The organism is Gordonia sp. GONU (assembly GCF_024733855.1).
Taxonomy (GTDB): Bacteria; Actinomycetota; Actinomycetes; order Mycobacteriales; family Mycobacteriaceae; genus Gordonia; species Gordonia amicalis.
Map to the genome: position 1 here is coordinate 189,142 of NZ_JANRHB010000002.1, position 18,525 is coordinate 207,666.

At 68.7% G+C, this 18,525-nt stretch carries 17 protein-coding genes; 7 read left to right on the forward strand and 10 right to left on the reverse strand.

From position 1 onward, the window contains the following. Window positions 1–25 precede the first annotated feature (25 nt). The 3 genes from NWF34_RS02835 (at window position 26) to NWF34_RS02845 (ending at window position 2,102) form a co-directional block, all read left to right on the forward strand. Window positions 26–1,618, forward strand: a complete 1,593-nt coding sequence (locus tag NWF34_RS02835; protein WP_258324206.1) for a Na+/H+ antiporter — start codon at window positions 26–28, stop codon at window positions 1,616–1,618. Window positions 1,619–1,709: 91 nt separating this feature from the next. Further along, on the forward strand, window positions 1,710–1,907 hold the full coding sequence (locus tag NWF34_RS02840; RefSeq protein WP_258324207.1) for a hypothetical protein: 198 nt from the start codon (window positions 1,710–1,712) through the stop codon (window positions 1,905–1,907). Window positions 1,908–1,916: 9 nt separating this feature from the next. Further along, entirely contained in the window at window positions 1,917–2,102 is a 186-nt protein-coding gene (locus NWF34_RS02845) for a hypothetical protein (protein ID WP_258324208.1), read from the forward strand. A 4-nt stretch (window positions 2,103–2,106) separates the two neighbouring features. Here the strand turns inward: NWF34_RS02845 and NWF34_RS02850 are convergent, their stop codons facing one another. Beyond that, complete coding sequence (locus tag NWF34_RS02850) at window positions 2,107–3,702, reverse strand: adenylate/guanylate cyclase domain-containing protein (protein ID WP_258324209.1); 1,596 nt, start codon at window positions 3,700–3,702, stop codon at window positions 2,107–2,109. A gap of 145 nt (window positions 3,703–3,847) precedes the next feature. Between NWF34_RS02850 and NWF34_RS02855 the strand changes: the two genes are divergently transcribed. Continuing rightward, complete coding sequence (locus NWF34_RS02855; RefSeq protein ID WP_258324210.1) at window positions 3,848–5,266, forward strand: carotenoid oxygenase family protein; 1,419 nt, start codon at window positions 3,848–3,850, stop codon at window positions 5,264–5,266. A gap of 272 nt (window positions 5,267–5,538) precedes the next feature. Here the strand turns inward: NWF34_RS02855 and NWF34_RS02860 are convergent, their stop codons facing one another. Next, window positions 5,539–6,825, reverse strand: coding sequence for an adenylosuccinate synthase (locus NWF34_RS02860; protein WP_006438099.1), 1,287 nt, complete (start codon window positions 6,823–6,825; stop codon window positions 5,539–5,541). Between the two features lie 91 nt (window positions 6,826–6,916). On the opposite strand from NWF34_RS02860, the gene NWF34_RS02865 reads away from it, so the two are divergent. Beyond that, on the forward strand, window positions 6,917–7,573 hold the full coding sequence (locus tag NWF34_RS02865; RefSeq protein ID WP_159405251.1) for a hypothetical protein: 657 nt from the start codon (window positions 6,917–6,919) through the stop codon (window positions 7,571–7,573). Window positions 7,574–7,582: 9 nt separating this feature from the next. Here the strand turns inward: NWF34_RS02865 and NWF34_RS02870 are convergent, their stop codons facing one another. From NWF34_RS02870 to NWF34_RS02890, 5 genes are all read right to left on the reverse strand, one after another. Further along, entirely contained in the window at window positions 7,583–8,983 is a 1,401-nt protein-coding gene (locus tag NWF34_RS02870; protein WP_258324211.1) for an MFS transporter, read from the reverse strand. Between the two features lie 105 nt (window positions 8,984–9,088). Beyond that, window positions 9,089–9,916 carry a polysaccharide deacetylase family protein gene (locus NWF34_RS02875; protein ID WP_258324212.1) on the reverse strand — a complete coding sequence of 276 codons (828 nt, stop codon included), beginning with the start codon at window positions 9,914–9,916 and terminating at the stop codon, window positions 9,089–9,091. A gap of 48 nt (window positions 9,917–9,964) precedes the next feature. Then, a complete protein-coding gene (locus NWF34_RS02880) occupies window positions 9,965–10,879 on the reverse strand; it encodes a cation diffusion facilitator family transporter (protein ID WP_258324213.1) in 915 nt (304 codons plus the stop codon). A gap of 66 nt (window positions 10,880–10,945) precedes the next feature. Further along, on the reverse strand, window positions 10,946–12,067 hold the full coding sequence (locus NWF34_RS02885; RefSeq protein WP_258324214.1) for an aromatic acid exporter family protein: 1,122 nt from the start codon (window positions 12,065–12,067) through the stop codon (window positions 10,946–10,948). Window positions 12,068–12,086: 19 nt separating this feature from the next. Continuing rightward, complete coding sequence (locus NWF34_RS02890) at window positions 12,087–12,533, reverse strand: DUF3151 domain-containing protein (protein WP_006438105.1); 447 nt, start codon at window positions 12,531–12,533, stop codon at window positions 12,087–12,089. Window positions 12,534–12,957: 424 nt separating this feature from the next. Here NWF34_RS02890 and NWF34_RS02895 point away from each other — a divergent pair, with 424 nt between their 5' ends. Continuing rightward, on the forward strand, window positions 12,958–14,682 hold the full coding sequence (locus NWF34_RS02895) for a hypothetical protein (protein WP_309148622.1): 1,725 nt from the start codon (window positions 12,958–12,960) through the stop codon (window positions 14,680–14,682). Beyond that, entirely contained in the window at window positions 14,679–14,999 is a 321-nt protein-coding gene (locus NWF34_RS02900) for a hypothetical protein (RefSeq protein WP_159405257.1), read from the forward strand. The genes NWF34_RS02895 and NWF34_RS02900 overlap by 4 nt, the downstream gene beginning before the upstream one ends. Window positions 15,000–15,092: 93 nt before the next feature. On the opposite strand, the gene fbaA is transcribed toward NWF34_RS02900, so the two are convergent. From fbaA to NWF34_RS02915, 3 genes are all read right to left on the reverse strand, one after another. Then, complete coding sequence (fbaA, locus tag NWF34_RS02905; RefSeq protein ID WP_006360991.1) at window positions 15,093–16,130, reverse strand: class II fructose-bisphosphate aldolase; 1,038 nt, start codon at window positions 16,128–16,130, stop codon at window positions 15,093–15,095. Between the two features lie 171 nt (window positions 16,131–16,301). Beyond that, window positions 16,302–16,754 carry a hypothetical protein gene (locus NWF34_RS02910; protein WP_238064005.1) on the reverse strand — a complete coding sequence of 151 codons (453 nt, stop codon included), beginning with the start codon at window positions 16,752–16,754 and terminating at the stop codon, window positions 16,302–16,304. Next, a complete protein-coding gene (locus tag NWF34_RS02915) occupies window positions 16,751–18,400 on the reverse strand; it encodes a GMC oxidoreductase (RefSeq protein ID WP_238064006.1) in 1,650 nt (549 codons plus the stop codon). Before NWF34_RS02915 ends, NWF34_RS02910 begins: the two co-directional genes overlap by 4 nt. Window positions 18,401–18,525: the final 125 nt, after the last annotated feature.

An 18,525-nucleotide genomic window follows, 5' to 3' on the forward strand; every position in this document is an offset into this window, starting at 1 on the left:
GCATCCGGCGATTACAGTCGCTCGGATGAGTGCATCGCTTCTGCTCGTCGCGGTCGTCGCGGTGGCGGTTGCTGCACTGTGCCGTCGCTACGGGCTGTCCTCGCCTCTGGTCCTGGTGACCCTCGGCCTGGCGGCCGGCTGGATTCCGAACATGCCGGCACCCGAGCTAGACCCGGAACTCGTGCTCTTCCTGATCCTGCCTCCCCTGCTCTACTCGGCCGCGCAGGAGAGCTCCTATCAGGCGATCCGCGCCAACTGGCGTGCGATCGGGATGCTCGCGGTCGGTCTGCCGCTGGCCACGACCTTCGTGGTCGGGGTCGTCGCCCACCTCACCGTGCCCAACCTGCCGCTCTCCGCGGCGCTCGTCCTCGGCGCCGTCGTCGCCCCGCCGGATGCGGTGTCCGCGCAGGCGATCGGCCGGCGCCTCGGCCTGCCCCGCCGCGTCATGACGCTCCTCGGCGGCGAGAGTCTGCTCAACGACGCCACGGCCCTCACCGCGTTCCGAATCGCGCTGGCCGCCGCGATAGGTGTCACGACCTCGCTGGGTGAGGGTCTTCTGACGTTCGCCGTCGCGGCGCTCGGCGGTCTCGTGGTCGGCCTCGTCGTCGGTATCGCGGTGTCGTGGGTGCGTATCTGGCTGACCGATCCGCCGATGGAGACCGCGATCGGGATGCTGGTCCCGTTCGCCACGTACTTCGTCGCCGAGCAACTGCACTGTTCCGGCGTCATCGGCGTGGTCACGGCAGGGTTGTTCCTCGGTCAGCGCTCGGTGCGCGTCGGCTACGCGACCCGCTTGCAGGACGAGGCGGTCCGCAAGTCGATCGACGTCATCCTGGAGGCCTTCGTCTTCTTCCTCATCGGTCTGCAGATGCCGTTCATCATCGAGGGCGTCGAAGGCGAGTCCTGGGTCCAGGTGGGCATCGACGCCGCAGCGGTCCTCACCGCCACGATCCTGATCCGGTTCATCTGGATCTATCCGGCCGCGTACCTGCCGCGCGTGTTCGTCCGCCGTATCCGCGAACGCGAACCCTTCCCACCCCCGTCCTCGGTGTTCATCGTGTCGTGGGCCGGTATGCGCGGGGTCGTCTCGCTCGCCGCCGCGTTCGGTATCCCGCTGATGACCGAGGCCGACGAGCCGTTCCCGGCACGTGCCGAGATCCTGCTCCTGACGTTCGTCGTCGTGGTCGGCACGCTCCTGATCCAGGGCACCACGCTGCCCTGGGTGGTGCGGGCGCTCGGCGTCACCGGCGACGAACGCGCACAGGACCGTCTCGCCTACGCCGCCGCTCAGGACCGTGCCGCGCGCGAGGCCGAGCAGCGACTCGAGGAGATCGCGGCCGGCCTGGCCGACGACGACCCCCGACGCATGCAGGTGGTCCTGATGCACAAGTGGATCACCTCGCAGCGCAACGTGGCATGGGAGGAACTCGGCCGCGGCCCGGAGGCGATCGGCGAGAGCCCCACCGCTGCGGGCTCCCGGATACGCACCGAACTCCTGCACCTGCAGCGCAAGGTTTTCATCGAGGAACGCAACGCCGGGCGCATCGACGACGAGGTCCTCCGGGTCGCGCTCCGCCGCCTGGATTTCGCCGAGGGACAGGACGACCGCGACGCGTGACCCCAGGCGTATCGAAGGGTCATCCATCCGACCGATGGCGGGGAGTTCTGCCCATGTCGCAGGCGACAATTCTGCTCTAGCTTCGGTTCTCATGAAGACAACCCACATCCGCCTGGCCACCGCCGGCGCCTCCTTCGTCCTGGCCGCCGGCGCTCTGGTCACCGGCACCTCGTCGGCCGCCGCGACCCCGATCGCGCCGTCGTGCGACGCCGGCCAGCACACCGTCACCTCGGTCGTCACCGCGAAGTCGGCCGCAACCATCTGCGAGTGGGGCGACGGCAGCCTCTAATACCGGGGCGTGGCACGCAGCACCGGTAACACCCTGTGCATTCCGGTGGCGGAGGTTCACGAGCAGGAGAACGGCAGCGGCCGTTACTACTTCGTCGCCTACAACAACGGGTACAAGTACTCCGTGTTCGAGGGGCTCGGCCTCAGCATCGTCGGGCCGGACGGCATCCTGATCAGTTCCGAAGACGCCATCTGAGTTCTCACCCGGCCGCCGTCTCCCCCGGCGTCGTGTGCGCGGTCGTCGTCTCCGCCCCGACGGCGGCCGCGTACACGATCGTCTCGGCGGTCCGGCCGCGCAGTGACAGGGTCTCCTGCCGCCGCCAGCGCCGGGCCTCCGCCGGGTCCGCGGCGTCGACCGCACGGCCCGCGGCGAGCGGACTCGCCGGATCCCGCTTGGCGAGTTCGGACAGCCGGGCACTCTCGTTCACCGGGTCGCCGATCACCGTGTACTCGAAACGTTCGATGGCACCGACGTTTCCGGCGACGACCGACCCGTAACTCACCCCCACGCCCGCGGACAGTTCCGGGACCTCGACCGCGAGGTCGGCGACGATGCGTCGCGCAGCCGCCAGCGCCGCACCGGCCGGGTCGTCGAGTTCGATGGGCGCGCCGAAGATCGCGAGGACCGCGTCCCCCTCGAACTTGTTGACCAGGCCGTGCTTGTCCTCGACAGCCCGGACGATGACCGCGAAGAACTTGTTGAGGATCTCCACGACCTCGGTCGGACGGCGTTGCGCCGCAAGGGTCGTCGACCCGATCACGTCGACGAACAGCGCGGCGGCCACGCGTTCCGTACCGCCGAGCTCGGGGTCCGACGACAACGCCGCCTCGGCGACCTCGTGGCCCACGTGCCGGCCGAACAGGTCGCGCATTCGCTCCCGTTCCCGCAGACCCGTGACCATCGAGTTGAAGCCCACCTGGAGGTCACCGAGTTCGGTGCCGTCGTAGACCACGAGGTCCGCGTTGTCCAGATCGCCCGCGCGAACGCGGTTCATCCCGGCCCGTACGCTACGGATCGGCCCGGTGATGCTCATCGACGACAACAGGGTCAGCAGCAGACCGGTGAACAGAGCGGTGAGTCCCAGGACCGTCACCCCGACGAAGAGATCGAGTTTGGACGTCTCGTCGCGTGCAACCCCGAACGCCACGACCAGCAGGATGCCGATGATCGGGATCGCCGAGCCGACCATCCACGACACCACCGCGCGGGACTTCACGCCCGTTCGCTTCCGGCGGTGGAATCCGGCCGAGATCAGGTCGGCCACAACGGGCCGCAGGGTGAAATCGATGAACAGGTAGGAGATCGCCACCACGACGACACCGCTCAGTCCGACGACGAACAGTGTCTTGGGGATCAGCTGCGGATCGACGATGCCGTACATGATCGTCAACATCACCGCGGCACCCGACCAGAGGAGACCCTGCACGAGCGACAGCCGCCACGGCAGCCGCATCGTCCGGCGCGCGTCTCGTTTGGTCGGAACCTCGTCGCGGATGACCCACCGCAGAACATGAACGCCGAGAACCGTTCCCCATCCGATGCCGATCACGAACGCGGCGAGGATGTACACCGGGACCACGATGAAGTTCACCCACCACAGTTCGGCGGTGAAGACGGTCGGCTCCGGGATGCCGACCGCGGCGAGCGCGGCCGCAACGATCGCGCCGACCAGGTTCGCCACGACGATCGAGGTGGTCAGCAACGTCTGGATCCGGACCCGCTGCGCGAAACCGCTCTCGTCGGCAGAGCCGAGCAGGATCGACCCGTAGTCGCGGCTCCCCCGTCTCGCAAGCATGCCCAAGCTAATCACGACGACCGCCGTCATCGCCCGTGTGCGGCCCTCGGATTCGGGACGAGCAGGGGAACTGGCCGCCACGACCTGGGTGAACACCCTAACCTGGACGCATCATCGTCTCCCTCGGCTCGCCGAAAGCAGCGCCATGACCGCATCCGATGTCCCGACCCGCCCCGCGCCGGTCGACATGTCCCGCAACCCGTTCCTCACCGGCGTGTTCGCCCCCCAGCGCGACGAGATGGACGCCACCGACCTGCCGGTCAGCGGTGAGATCCCGGCCGACCTGCGGGGCAGCTACCTGCGCAACGGACCCAACCTGCGCTTCGACCCGATCGGCTCGTACGTCTACCCGATCGACGGCGACGCGATGGTGCACCGCATCGGCTTCGACGGCGGACGGGCGTCGTATCGCAACCGGTTCGTCCGCACCCCGATGGTGCTGGCGGAAGAGGCTGCGGGACATGCTATCTGGTCGGGTATCACCGACGGCTACACCCCGTCTGCAGCCGAGGTCGGGGACAAGCTGGCCGGGACCGTGCGCGAACTCCCCGACATCAACATCGTGCGGCACGGTGGGCGGTTGCTGGCGATGGCCGAGGCGGACCGGCCGTATCAGCTCGCACCCGCGGATCTCGCCACCCTGGCCCGCACCGACTGCGACGGCGCGATGTTCGTCGGCAGCACCGCTCACCCCAAGATCGATCCGTCCACCGGTGAACTGGTGTTGTTCAACTACGTCCTCGAGGCGCCCTACCTGACCTGGGCGGTGGTCGGTCCGGACGGGCGGGCAACCCGCGAGCCAACGCCGGTCGACGGCCTCGATGCGCCGATCATGATCCACGACATGGCGTTGACCAGCCGGTACATCGTCTTGTTCGTGTGCCCACTCGTCTTCGACATCGAATCCGTGATGAGCGGCGGGTCATTGTTGTCCTGGCAACCGCAGCGGGGCACGCGCATCGCGTTGATCCCGCGGGACGGCACCGCGGTGCGCTGGGTCGACGCCGACCCGTTCTGGGTCTGGCATTTCGCCAACGCCTTCGACAATCCCGATGGATCGGTGACCGTCGACTATGTGGAATGGACCTATCCGGGTGGCTTCGCCGACCAGCCGACACGAGCGTCGTCGTCGCTGACGCGCGCGGTCATCCGACCCGATGCCGGGATCACCAAGACCGTCCTGAACAGCACCGAGCCGGACATGGAGTTCCCCCGCGTGGACGACCGGATGCTGACGCGGGAGCATCACCGCATCGCCAGCGTCGCCAAGGGACCGAGGGACAGCGGCGACCTCGACAGCCTGTGGTTCCACGACCTCGTCGCCGGGACCGAAAAGGTCTGGACGCCGGGTGCCGCGATCGGCGAACCGATCTACATCCCGGGTGCCGAACGCGACTACTGGGGTGCGATCGGCACGGACCCCACCGACATGACGTCTCGGTTCTACCTGCTCACCGTGGACGCGCCCGAGGACGGCCCGATCGCCATTGTGGACTTACCGATCCGCGTTCCCGCCGGACTTCACGGGGCGTGGCTGGCAGATCCTTCGCCCCACGCCGGTTGAGCCGACACCGAGCAACGCGAGGCGTCGCGTCGAAACCCGGTCGCCAAACAACCCCACGCCGGTTGAGCCGACACCGAGCAACGCGAGGCGTCGCGTCGAAACCCGGTTGCCACACCCACCGACCGACCCAACCAGCATGGCGCGAGGTTTCGACACGGTGGCTCGCTCCGCTCGCTACCGGCTCAACCGGCAGAACCTCACGGTGGCTCGCTCCGCTCGCTACCGGCTCAACCAGCGTGGCGCGTGGTTTCGATGCGGACGCTCGCTCCCGGTCAGACGATGGCGCGACGAACGATCGTCTGGTCGCGGCCCGGTCCGACACCGATGCACGACACGTGCGCACCGGACAGCTCTTCGAGCCGCAGGATGTAGTTCTGCGCGTTCTGGGGCAGATCCTCGAAGGTCTTGCACTGGGAGATGTCCTCCCACCAGCCGGGCATCTCTTCGTAGATCGGCTTGGCGTGGTGGAATCCGGTCTGCGTCATCGGCATGTCCTCGACGCGCTCGCCGTCGACCTCGTAGGCCACACAGATCGGCACGGTGTCCAGGCTCGACAGCACATCGAGCTTGGTGAGGAAGTAGTCGGTGATGCCGTTGACTCGGGTCGCATATCGCGCGATCACGGCGTCGAACCAGCCGCAGCGTCGGGCGCGGCCGGTGGTCACGCCCACCTCGCCACCGGTCTTGGCCAGGTAGGCACCGTGCTCGTCGAACAGTTCGGTCGGGAACGGGCCCGAGCCGACGCGCGTGGTGTACGCCTTCAGGATGCCCAGGACGGTGGTGATCTTGTTGGGGCCGATACCCGCACCGACGGCGGCGCCGCCCGCAGTCGGATTCGACGAGGTCACATACGGATAGGTGCCGTGATCGACGTCGAGCAGCGTGCCCTGCGATCCTTCGAGGAGCACCGTCTCGTTGCGTTCGAGCGCCTGGTTGAGCAGCAGCCGGGTGTCGGCGATCCGGTGCTTGAATCCTTCGGCCTGACCGAGGACCTCGTCGACGACCTGCGCCGGATCGAGGGCCTTGCGGTTGTAGATCTTGACCAGGATCTGGTTCTTCAGTTCGAGCGCGGCCTCGACCTTCTGGGCGAGGATCTTCTCGTCGAGGACGTCGGCGACCCGGACACCCACGCGGGCGATCTTGTCCTGATAGCAGGGACCGATGCCGCGGCCGGTGGTGCCGATCTTCTTGTTGCCGAGGAATCGCTCGGTGACCTTGTCGATGGCCACGTGATACGGCATCAACAGGTGCGCGTCGGCCGAGATCAGCAGGCCGGAGGTGTCGACATCGCGGTCCTCGAGTCCGCCCAGCTCGGTGAGCAACACACCCGGGTCGACGACGACGCCGTTGCCGATCACGTTCTGCACGCCGGGGGTCAGGATGCCCGACGGGATGAGGTGCAAGGCGAAGGTCTCACCTGACGGGAGTACGACGGTGTGGCCGGCGTTGTTGCCGCCCTGATACCGGACAACCCAGTTGATCTGGCCGCCGAGCAGGTCGGTGGCCTTCCCTTTGCCCTCGTCGCCCCACTGGGCGCCGATAAGCACGATCGCGGCCATGATTCAGGTACTCCTTCGTGTGGCGCGCTTGAACTGATCAGAACAAACCTCACCAACACTACTGTGTCGAGGCCCCCGATACCCTATCCGCGTGCCTTTCGCCCTGATCACCCAAGCCGGTCGCGCCGACGACAAGAAGACGATCCGTGCCGCCGTGACCGACGCCCTGTCCGATGCGGCCGTCACCCGCCTCATCGTCGAACCCCGTGTCGCCGAACGGTTCGCACCCACCGTCGCCGAGGAGAACGACACCTTCCTCGGGCAGGTCGTGGCCGCCCTCATGGCCACCGAACGTCTCGACGTGGAAGTCGCATACGTCTCGGCAGAAGGCACCCCGGCGACGCGCCGGTACCGCCTCCCACACGGTCCGGCCGCCCGTCAGCTGGCCGAGAACGGCACCGCGAGCCCGGTGCCGCTCATCCGCGACGACGCCGCGACGGTCATCTTCGGCAGTGCCCGTCATCTCGGCGCCGAGGGCGCCAAACTGCACGGCGAGTCCTACGTCGACAGCGAACGACTCTTCGACGGCGAGGTGCGTTCGGTCCTCATCGAACCCACCCTCGAGGCTCCCGGCCTGCGCGCCCAGGTCGAGCGTTGGCTGCTGCCGGGACGGTGGGTCGCCGGCCGGGCGGTGCAGACGGGCGGCACCAACATCGTGGTGGAACGCGAGGGCGTCGTGAACGAGCGCGTACTGAAGCGGTCGACGTTCTACCGCCACGTCACCGATCTGCTGCTCGTACGCCCCTGACAGGCCGGCTCAGCCGACCGGGACCGGGGCCGGTGCCTCCGTGGGATCTCCGGCGGACTCGGCGACGGCGTCCTTCCCGGTGGTCAGGTGCAGGTCCTCGCGGCGGATCAGCGAGGAGGCCACGACGCTGATCACCGCGGTCAGCACCAGGTAGCCGGCGGCCGCCCACGGCGACCCGGAGGCCGCACCGATGAGTGCGGTCAGGATCAGCGGGGTCAGCCCGGAGGCGTAGATACCGGAGAACTGGTAGACCACCGACAGACCCGTGTAGCGGACCTGCGTCGGATACAGACTCGCGAACAGCGTGCCCTGGGCACCGTAGAAGAGTGCGTGGACCACGCCGAACACGATCACCAGGGCGACGGTGAACCAGACGAGGTTCTCGGTGCCGAAGAGCGCGAACACGGGATAGACGGACAGTCCGTAGGCGGTCATACCGGCGAGGTAGACCGGTTTGGCGCCGTACCGGTCGGTGAGGAGCCCGGACACCGGGAGCAGCACGGCCATCACCAGCGAGGCGATGGTCACGGCCACCAGGACCGAAACCTTCTCCATGTCGAGTTCGCTCGTCGCGTACGCGATAGCGAACACGCCCCAGGTGTTGAACGCCGACCCCTCACCCCAGCGGGCGAGCAGTCCGAGCACGGTGTTGCGGGTGTTCGGCGGGAGCACGACCTCGCGGATCGGTGCCGTCGACTTCTGGGCGAGTTCGGCCACCTCGGCGAACGCCGGGGTCTCGTCGACCTTCAGCCGCACCACGAATCCGATGACGACGAGCACGATGCTCACGAGGAAGGCGATTCGCCAGCCGTAGGTCAGGAACGCGTCGTCGTCGAGCGCCACCTGGAGCAGTGCGAACACGCCCGTCCCCAGCGCGAGACCGAGGGCGAGCCCGATCTGCGGGATGCTGCCGAAGAGACCTCTTCTGCCGTTCGGGCTGTGCTCCACCGACAGCAGGACGGCGCCGGCCCACTCCCCGCCCAGCGCGAAACCCTGCACGATGCGCAGCAGCAACAGCAGGATCGGGGCGATCACGCCGACCGACGCGGCCGTGGGCAGCACACCCATCAGCGCGGTGGCGACGCCCATCATGACCATCGTGATCGCGAGGGTGCGTTTGCGTCCGATCCGGTCGCCGATGTGCCCGAAGATCACTCCGCCGATCGGTCGCACGACGAATCCGACCGCGAATGTCGCGAACGACAGCAGCGTCCCGACGAAAGAACTCTGGTCGGGAAAGAACAGCGTGTTGAACACCAGACTCGCGGCGGTCGCGTAGAGGAAGAAGTCGTACCACTCGACCGTCGTGCCGAGGAGACTCGCGGCCACGACCGTACGGAGTCGCTTGCGGCGCTCGGCGTCGGTCTCGTGAACCGTGGGGGAGGCGGAAGTCCGCAGAGATGAGGCCATGACCGGCTCACGGTAGCGGCGAGGCGCCTCGCGTCGACGACTACGAATCAGGGTGAGCGCAAATCCCCGCCCGGCTTGCATCGACGAGGTCCTCTGTCGTGGCGGTCAGGACGCGAAATAGTCGTCGAGCGTCACCATGCGCAGCTTCCGGTGGCGGATGATCTCGACCAGCTCCGGATAGACCTTGGTGACAGGGTCGTGGTTCGCGTGGCCGATCACGACGGTCTGCGGCCGGAAGTACTTGCGTGCGCACTGCACGAGGTACCTCTCGGTGATCAGGCCGGAGTCCGAGAGAGAGCCGTACCAGAGCGTCGGCATGGTGTAGCCGAGGTCGGCGGCCACCGCGTCGACCGCCGCGTTGTGGTAGCCGAAGGGGGGCCGGTAATACGGCGTGCCGTCGACGCCGAAGTTCTTCTTCAGGAACCGCTTCGTCCGTCCGAGTTCGTCGGCGATCCCCTTGGCCGAGAGTTCGGTGAGAGCGGGATGGGTCCAGGTGTGGTTGCCGAGCTGGATCTGCCCGGATTCGACGAGCGGGGCCAGCTCGGCGCGGTGATCGGTCCACCCGTCGAACGATCCGGTCACGAAGAACGTGAACCGCGCACCGGTGTCACGGGCGAACTCCACGTAGGCCCCGATGACCTCGGAGCTGGCGCCGTCGTCGACCGTGAGGGCGATGTGCCTGCCCTTGCCCGGCAGTCGCGTGATCGGCTCGGCGGGCAGCGGGCGACGGGTTCCCACGGCCGGCGGGAGCAGTCCGGCACGGGACAAGGCCGGCGTGGGCGGGCCGGCCGGCGAGGTGGGCAGCGTAAGCGGAGTGCCGGACGGGGTGATCTCGGCGGCCGGGACCGGCGAGGCGCACCCCGTCACGGTGCTCGCGGTCAGGGCCCCCACCGTGCCGGCCGCGAGGACCGCGAGGAAGTCGCGTCGTTCCATGCCGGGAATTTAAGGCATAACCGACATTTTGGGTTCAGCGACGCGAGCTCACCACGTCATCTCGTCACGACATCGTCGCTGATCGTCGTTCGGGTCCACCTGGACGGTGGCGTGTTCGAGTCCGTGACGGGCCAGGACGGCCTGCGCCGCCGGGAGCACCTCGGCGTTCGGGCGGCTGCTGCCGAGATGCACCGTGGCCACGTCCATCCCGGTGGTCAGGGTCCAGACATGCAGGTCGTGGACGTCGTCGACGATGGGGATACCGGCCAGGTCGGCACGCAGCGCCTCCACGTCGACGTGCGCGGGCGCCTGCTGATTGAGGATGCGCAGCGCGTCGATGGCGAGCCGGAGTGCCCGCGGCACCACCCACAGGGCGATGAGGACCGCGACCACGATGTCGGCGTAGCCCCACCCGGTGGTCAGCGCGACGATGCCGGCGATCAGCACCCCGACGCTGCCGACCGCATCGGCCAGGACCTCGAGGTAGGCGCCGCGGACGGCAATGGACTCCTGCGCATCTGCGCGGAGCAGGAGCATGACGACGAGGTTCACCGCCAGACCCAGCAGTGCCACGACGATCAGCGTGAGGCCGGGAACCTGGGGATCGTTGCCGATGCGCTCGATGGCCTCGAACAGGACGAAGGCCGCGACCCCGATGAGCAGGACCGCATTGGCGACGGCCGTGAACACCTCGGCACGATGCCACCCGAAGCTGCGGGTGTCCGTGGTACGGCCGTGCCGGCCCAGCAGCAACGCGATCAGCCCCATGATCAGCGCGACCACGTCGGTGAGCATGTGCCCGGCGTCGGCGATCAGGGCGAGGGAGTTCACCACGATGCCGGTGACGAGTTCCACCACGAAGAACCCGCCGATGAGAGCCACCGCCAGCGCCATCGGCCACAGACGCCGCTCCCCCGCGGCACCGGTCCCGGGGGTGTGGGAATGCGAATGTGAATGACCCATGATGGCGGTCAATATATGCACAAGTTCGCATATGTGGCAACAGTGCGCCGTGTCCGGCGGACGGCCTCAGCTCCGCAGGGTCGCCAGCGCCGACGACCGGCGCAACCCCGCGATCATCAGCAGGTCGACGAGCAACGAGCGGATCTCCGCGAGCAGCGCGGCTTCGGAGAGATGGCTGTTCACGGCCAGATCGGTGGGCGCCTTGCGCACGATCGAGCGGATGACGCGCGCGGCCTCCACCGGGTCGGGGTCCTCACCGGGGTCGGCCAGCATCATCTCCCGGAGAACCTCGAACGCTCCGCCCACGTCCTCGATGATCTCGATGATCGCCGGCTGGACCCGTTCACCGCGCTGGGTGACGGCCAGGGACCGACGGGCGATGATCCGGAAGTTGCGGACCGCGTTGTCGATCGGGTCCGCGGTTCTCACGAGCCGGTCGAGACGGTCGCGCGAACCCCAGTACAGCGGCGAGATCCGGGTGACCTCCCGGCCGCCGGTCATGTCGGTGCGCATGTTGTTGATGGCCGCCTGCGTCCCGCGTGCGGCCTCGAGCGCCGCGGCTATCGTCTCCGCATCCCCTTCGCGCAGACCCTCGGCGACCGACCGCGCCGCGTTTCGGATGGTGAGCAATACCCCCGCTGCGTCCTCCCGCGCCCGATTGGCCGGGTTGACCGGGAACAACGCGGCCACCACTATCCCGACAACCCCGCCGATCAGCGCGTCGATCGCGCGGTGGAACCCGGCGACACCGCCGGGTGGCAGCAGGGTCGCGACCAGGACGGCCGACGACGCCGCCTGCATGGGGATCAGCAGGCCGTCGTCGAGCACGACAGCCAGCGACATCGCCAGGACGACGACGACCATGATCTGCCAGGCGCCCTCACCGACCACCCCGATGAACAGGTCGCCGACGAGGATGCCGATCGCGACACCGCCGACGAGCTCGACCGATCGTCGCCATCGGCGTCCGAGACCGAGTCCCAGCGAGATGACAGCCGCGATGGGTGCGAAGAACGGGTCCGGATGTGCGAAGACGTGGATGGCGATCCACCACGCCACCCCGGCGGCCAGCGCGCACTGGACGATCGGGACGAGAGATATCTTCAGACGCCGAAGGCGTCGTCTGAGGGTCCCGGGCAGGGAGTCGTAGACCCGGCGCGGATACGAACCGCTCGCGGCTGCCGGCATTCGACGGGTCGCGGGTCGCTCAGACCAGGCCGAGCTCGGCGGCCGCCCGGGGGTCGCTGTCGTTGAGGAGGTCGAGGCAACGCAGATGCTCGTCCTCCTCGCCGATCAATTCGGCGGCGCGCGCGAGCGCGCCGACGCACCGCAGGAAGCCGCGGTTGGGTTCGTGGCTCCACGGGACGGGACCGAAGCCCTTCCATCCGTGACGGCGCAGCTGGTCGAGGCCGCGGTGGTAGCCGGTCCGGGCGTAGGCGTAGGCCGCGATCACCGCGCTGGTGTCACCCGCCTCACCGGCAGCCGTCGAGGTCTCGAGCGCCGCCTCGGCGAGGTATGCCCACGCGATGGAGGCCGTGGGATGGGCGGCCGCGACCTCGGCGGGGACAGCCCCGTTGAGCAGGTCCGACTCGGCGTCGTCGTCGCCGGTGAGCAGAACCGGTTGCGGGCCGAGGAGATCTCCGAATGACGTCATGTACCCATTCAAGCATCGTGACCGCGGAGGCGACCGTATCGACCGAACGCCCTAGTGCTCGACCGGCCGGCGATTCGCTAGGGTGAATGACGCAATCGGTCCTGTCACCGAGTCACTCGGCGGCCGGACCGAAACCATGCGATGGGCAAGAATGCGGGGTGATCAGTCGATGGCTCGATCAGAGGGGCCGAGAACTGCTGTCACCAAAGCACTCTCGACGCTGCGCCAGGTCCGGGACGAACGTCGCGCGCGGCGGACCGGCCACACACCGGGCACCGACCCGTTGAGTCCTCCCGGGCCGAAGAGGGAGTCCGGCCAGGATTCCGGGTCTCACACGGACATCGCAGACACCACCCCGGATAATGTTCCGACCGGCGAGGACGCCGGGAACCGGAGCACCAGCAGAGAGGGCCACGAGCCAACCGTGGACGATCCCACCCAGAACGACACCGCCGAGAACCAGGCCGACGGAAACAAGGCCGACGGGGCGGCGGCCACCGGCACCGACGCTACTGACGCGCCCCGCCCTGCGAAGGCACCGAAGCCGAAGGGCGGACGCGGGATCGACGGCGCCACCCAGGTGATCAGTCGGGACAATCTCCCGTCACCCGAGGATCTCGAGGATCTGGACACGATCGATCCGCTCGGGGCCGATGATGCGGGCACCAGCGGTGAAGAGACCCCGGCCGCGCCGACGAGCAAGCCCGCCCGTCTGGGTCCGAGCGATTCGAAGACCACCGTGATCCGCCGCGAGGACCTTCCCGACCCGAGCGAACTCGAGGATCTCGACGACATCGACGCGACTGCGGCGCCCGAGACCGAAACCGAAGCAGTCGAAAACCCGGCGAGCGCGTCTACGGCGGAGGCGGAGGCGGAGGCCACGACAGCGGACGACGACGAGTCCGCCGTGCCGGGCGCAGAGGTGTCGGGCGCAGAGGAGTCGGGCACCGAGAAGTCGGCTGAGTCCGGTGCATCGGAGACCCGGGAAGCAGAGGACGCCGACGACGCCGGTGAGTCTGGCGCCACCGTCGCCGCCGTCGCAGCGGGCTCAGCAGCCGCCGGTGCTGCCGTGGCGAGCACCGGCGAGTCCGACGAGGACACCTCCGTCGAGGATGAGACCGGCGAACCCGAAGCGGTGGACGCAGCCGCGGACGGGGAAGCCGAAACCTCCACTGCGGCAATCGAAGAAGAGGACACCAAATCCGACGAGGCCGCCACCGAGCCCGCCGGAGACGCTGCCGCCGAGACCGCGGAGCCCACCGAGACCGCCGAAGCCACCGAGACGGAGGTCCAGGACGAGGCCGCGTCGGACGAGCCCGTCGAGGTCGAGGCCACCGGAACCGAGGGCACCGGAGCCGAGGACACCGAGACCGACGACACCGAGACCGACGAAGAGGCGCCGTCCGGCGAGGCACCCACCGAGGCGATCGTGCTGCCGCCGACTGCCGAGGACACCGACGAGTTGAGCGCCGCGTCGGAGGACGTGCCCGAAGACGAATCCGACTCGGACGCCGCCACGAAGGTCATCCCGGCGGCAGCCGCCGGGGCCGCGGCTGCCGGTGCGACCGCTGCGGGCACGAAGTCGCCGGCGACGGATGAGCGCACCGACACCGTCCCGGAGCCCGCGGTCGCCCCGTCGTCGACCGGCGAGTGGACGACCACGACCCACCAGCCTCAGGTCATCCCCGGCAGCAAGCCGTCGAAGACCACCAAGAAACGCGGCAAGGGTCCGCTGATCGCCGTCGTCGCGCTCCTCGTGGTGATCGTGGCGGCCATCGGCGGCATCTTCGCCTACCAGAACATGACGGCGACCCCGCCGGCCGACGAAGCCGCCGAGGTGGCGCTCGACTACACGACGGCGCTGTACGAGGGCGACCTCGCGACCCTGCGTTCAGTCACCTGTGGCGAGCTCCACGCCTTCTACACGGACTTCGACGACGCGGCCTATCAGAAGACCTACGACGCGCAGAAGGCTCGCAACGAGCTCGTCCAGACCCAGGCGATCAACGCGGTGCGGGTGGTCGAGGGTGGCGACCTGGCCGTCGTCGAAGTCGTCGCAGTGCACACGAGTGCGCCGGACAGCCCCGAGACGGTGACGCTGAACCTGCAGCGCGACGGTGATGCCTGGAAGGTGTGTAACCCCACGTGACCGGCGGTCAGGGGTGGGGTCCCCCGTCGACCACATCCCCTCCGCCGCCCCACGCCCCGCGATCGGACCGGCAGGAAGGCCGGCCGGAGTCCGGGGAGCAGTCCTCGGACGTCCCGGCCTACTTCACTCCTCGACGACCCACGCCGCCGCCGGTTTCGGGCGGCCCGTCGCGGCGTATCCGGCCGGCACATCTCGGGGACACCGATGCGCGTTCCCGCACCGGGTCAGGTTCGCGCACCGATCCGGCGGTCGTCGTCGCCGCGCTCGTGATGATCGCACTGGCGGTTGCGGTGATGGTCGGGTTGCTGACCTCCTGACGCCGGTTGCGGCCGCCTCACCTCTCCCCTCGACCCCGGAGAACAGTTCTGCCCGCACCCTTCCGGGTGCGGGCAGAATCGTGTGTCAGACGATCAGGCAGTCAGCGACTTGCCGTTCGACTTGAGGTCGTTGCAGGCCTCGACGACGCGCTCGCTCATGCTCGCCTCGGCCTTCTTGGACCAGCTGCGCGGGTCGTAGACCTTCTTGTTGCCCACGTCGCCGTCGACCTTGAGGACGCCGTCGTAGTTGCCGAACATGTGGCCGGCGACCGGACGGGTGTAGGCGTACTGGGTGTCGGTGTCGACGTTCATCTTCACCACGCCGTAGCTCAGCGCCTCGTCGATCTCGCTCTTCAGCGAGCCCGAGCCGCCGTGGAAGACGAAGTCGAAGGGCTTCGCGCCGTCGGCCAGACCCAGCTTCTTGGCGGCGACCTCCTGGCCGGTGTTCAGCACGTCGGGACGCAGCTTGACGTTGCCCGGCTTGTAGACGCCGTGAACGTTGCCGAAGGTCGCGGCGAGCAGGTAGCGGTTGCCCGAGTCGCTGGCACCGAGGGCCTCGATGGTCTTCTCGAAGTCCTCGGGGGTGGTGAACAGCTTGTCGTTGATCTCGTTCTCGACGCCGTCCTCTTCACCGCCGACCACGCCGATCTCGATCTCCAGGATGATGTTGGCGGCGCCCGCCTTGGCGAGGAGTTCCTTGGCGATCTCGAGGTTCTCGTCGAGCGGCACGGCGCTGCCGTCCCACATGTGCGACTGGAACAGCGGGTTGCGGCCGGCGTCGACGCGCTCCTGCGAGATCTGGAGCAGCGGGCGCACGTAGGTGTCCAGCTTGTCCTTGGGGCAGTGGTCGGTGTGCAGGCCGATGAGGACGTCGTACTTGGCGGCGACGACGTGCGCGAACTCGGCCAGTGCGACGGCGCCGGTCACCATGTCCTTGACGCCCTGGCCCGAACCGAACTCGGCACCGCCGGTCGAGAACTGGATGATGCCGTCACTGCCGGCGTCGGCGAAGCCCTTGATCGCGGCGTTGATGGTCGACGACGAGGTGCAGTTGATCGCGGGGAATGCGTAACCACCCTTCTTCGCCTTGTCGAACATCTCGGCGTACTGCTCCGGGGTTGCAATGGGCATCGACGAATCCTCCAGGGTGTTGATGTGCTCTGGTGTTCGGGTTCTCTCGCCGTCGGTTGTTCTCCGTGGCGAGCAGCCGGACTTCCCGCGGCCGGACTTCCCTCAGTATGGCAGGTGCCACACCGGCGGGTGCGCCCACCATTGAGGCCCCGGACCTGCACCGTCCTCGGCTCAGGAGCGGGTGAGCAACAACGGCGCGGCCAGCGGTGCGGACCACCGGCCGCCGGCGAAGGTCAGCCCGAGCAGCCGGCGGTCGTCGAGTGCCCGGAACTCGTCACGGACCCACCGCCACGGCATCGGTCCGTCCTGCCCGTATGAACACACGATGACCGGCCGGCCGTCGAGCCATGAGGGCTCGAGCGTCACCTGCATGGGCATCAGCTCGCGGAGGGAGCCGTCGGCGTCGTCGACCAGGTTGACGGCGTCACCATCGGCGGCGAACCGCTTCCCGCGCCAGCCCCGCATCCCGCCGAGCGCGATCGCCCGCGGCGCCATCGCCTTCAGAGGGGCCGGTCCCACGAAGGTGATGAGGTAGTCGCCGGGGGCGGGCAGCGTGGTCGGGGGCGACGTCTCCGAGAACAGGGTGCGTAGGCGCCCCAGGGACGTGGGCAGGGTGGTGGTCACTGTGCTCCGATGCTCGAGGTGTGGTCGGGTGACGAGGTCCGGCGGGCACGGTAGCGGGCGGCGAACCGCTCGGCCATGGCGGTGATGGTCAGGCTGGGGTTGACACCTACGTTCGCCGGGATCGACGAGCCGTCCACCACGTACAGGCCGGGATGGCCGAACACCTGGTGGTCGGTGTCGATCACGCCGTCGGAGGCGTCGGTCCCCATCGCGGCCCCGCCGAGGACGTGTGCGGTGATGGACTTGCCGCCCACGCTCTCCAGCAGCAGGTTGAGCGGCCGGCCGCCCACCGATTCGGCGAATCTCCGGGCCACCTCATTGGCCTGCGGCAGGTAGCTCGGGGCCGGGGCGGCCCCACCGGTTCGAGACCGCAGGACGCGGCGCCACGGGGTGACCGGGGAGCGGTCCATCACCAGGCGGATCTCGTTCTCCACGTTCTGCATCACCGTGAACACGCTCAGGCGCTCGATGAAGTTGCGCGCGGTCATCAGCCGGAGCTGCCGGAACGGGTGGCGGCCGAGCTCCGCCAGCGCCGCGCGCCGTCGCCGGGAAGGGACCTCACCGTCGATCAGCGGGCCGAGCTGCAGACGCATGTGCCAACCGCCGACGTACCGGTTCTGGGTGACGTGCGTGGCCTCGTCCGGATAGAACTCGCTGGAGATGGTCGGGCCTCGGGTGAGATCGGCGTCCGGATCGTCGGCGAGAACCGCGGTGATGGCCTCCGAGTTGGTGCGCACCCCGTGACCCAATCGGGGCGAGACGTGCGGCAGCAGCCCCTGCTCGCGGGAGCGGAACAGCAACTCGACCGTGCCCAGCACGCCCGCGGCCAGCACCACCTCGGCCGCGCGCAGGACCTCACCGTCGGCGGTGCGGACCTCGTATCCGCCCTCCGGCATCGCGGCCACGGTCTCGACGCGGGTGTCCGGGCTGATCCGGACTCCCCGGCGCTCGGCGAGCCACAGATAGTTCAGGTCCAGGGTGTTCTTGCTGCCGTACGGGCAGCCGATCAGGCAGGCTCCGCAGAGCCGGCACCCGGTGCGATCCGGGCCTTCGCCGTCGAAGAACGGGTCGGGGACGGTGACGCCCTCCTCACCGGGCGCACCGAACCAGATCGCCATGGGCGTGGGGCCGTATGTCTGTCCTGCGCCCATCTTCTCCGCGGTGGTCTCGAGGTGGCGGTCCATCTCGCCGACGAACCGCGTCGTCTCGCGTCCGAGCATGCGGGCGGCGGTGCGGTAGTGCGCGGTCAGCTGGGCGCGCCATCCGTCGACCACCTCGGGCCAGGCGGGGTCGGTGAAGAACTCCTCTTTGGGTTCCAGGAGTACGCCGGCCCACACGATGCTGCCGCCTCCCACACCGGCGCCGCCGATGATGCCGACGTGTCGCAGCACCCGCTGCCAGAAGAAGCCCTTCAGCCCCAGCTCCGGCATCCACAGGTACTTGCGCGGGTCGGTGCGGGCGGCGAGGAGATCCTCGGGCGAGTGCCGACGACCCTGTTCGAGCACCAGCACGCGCCGACCCTGCTCGGCCAGCCGCAATGCCGAGACGGCGCCACCGAACCCGCTGCCCACCACGATCACGTCCGCGGTGTCGTCGGGGTCTGCGGAGGGGTGCTGGGAGGGGTCGTTCGACGAACCGGACATCATGCGAGGAGCTTAGTTCGGACCGGTCGGGATGGCGGGGCGGGACCATCCGGTGAAGTCGTCTCGTGCCGCCGAACCGGTCGCACGCCCCGCTCCCGATCCCGGCGCGATTCGTCGTCGTCGATTTC

Bases quoted from the DNA above. Each gene is read 5' to 3' on its own strand.
- NWF34_RS02840 (WP_258324207.1), top strand. From the start codon at position 1,710: ATGAAGACAACCCACATCCGCCTGGCCACCGCCGGCGCCTCCTTCGTC.
- NWF34_RS02835 (WP_258324206.1), top strand. From the start codon at position 26: ATGAGTGCATCGCTTCTGCTCGTCGCGGTCGTCGCGGTGGCGGTTGCT.
- fbaA (WP_006360991.1), bottom strand. From the start codon at position 16,130: ATGCCCATTGCAACCCCGGAGCAGTACGCCGAGATGTTCGACAAGGCG.
- NWF34_RS02885 (WP_258324214.1), bottom strand. From the start codon at position 12,067: ATGCCGGCAGCCGCGAGCGGTTCGTATCCGCGCCGGGTCTACGACTCC.
- NWF34_RS02880 (WP_258324213.1), bottom strand. From the start codon at position 10,879: ATGGGTCATTCACATTCGCATTCCCACACCCCCGGGACCGGTGCCGCG.
- NWF34_RS02855 (WP_258324210.1), top strand. From the start codon at position 3,848: ATGACCGCATCCGATGTCCCGACCCGCCCCGCGCCGGTCGACATGTCC.
- NWF34_RS02915 (WP_238064006.1), bottom strand. From the start codon at position 18,400: ATGATGTCCGGTTCGTCGAACGACCCCTCCCAGCACCCCTCCGCAGAC.
- NWF34_RS02860 (WP_006438099.1), bottom strand. From the start codon at position 6,825: ATGGCCGCGATCGTGCTTATCGGCGCCCAGTGGGGCGACGAGGGCAAA.
- NWF34_RS02875 (WP_258324212.1), bottom strand. From the start codon at position 9,916: ATGGAACGACGCGACTTCCTCGCGGTCCTCGCGGCCGGCACGGTGGGG.
- NWF34_RS02890 (WP_006438105.1), bottom strand. From the start codon at position 12,533: ATGACGTCATTCGGAGATCTCCTCGGCCCGCAACCGGTTCTGCTCACC.
- NWF34_RS02850 (WP_258324209.1), bottom strand. From the start codon at position 3,702: ATGCTTGCGAGACGGGGGAGCCGCGACTACGGGTCGATCCTGCTCGGC.
- NWF34_RS02870 (WP_258324211.1), bottom strand. From the start codon at position 8,983: ATGGCCTCATCTCTGCGGACTTCCGCCTCCCCCACGGTTCACGAGACC.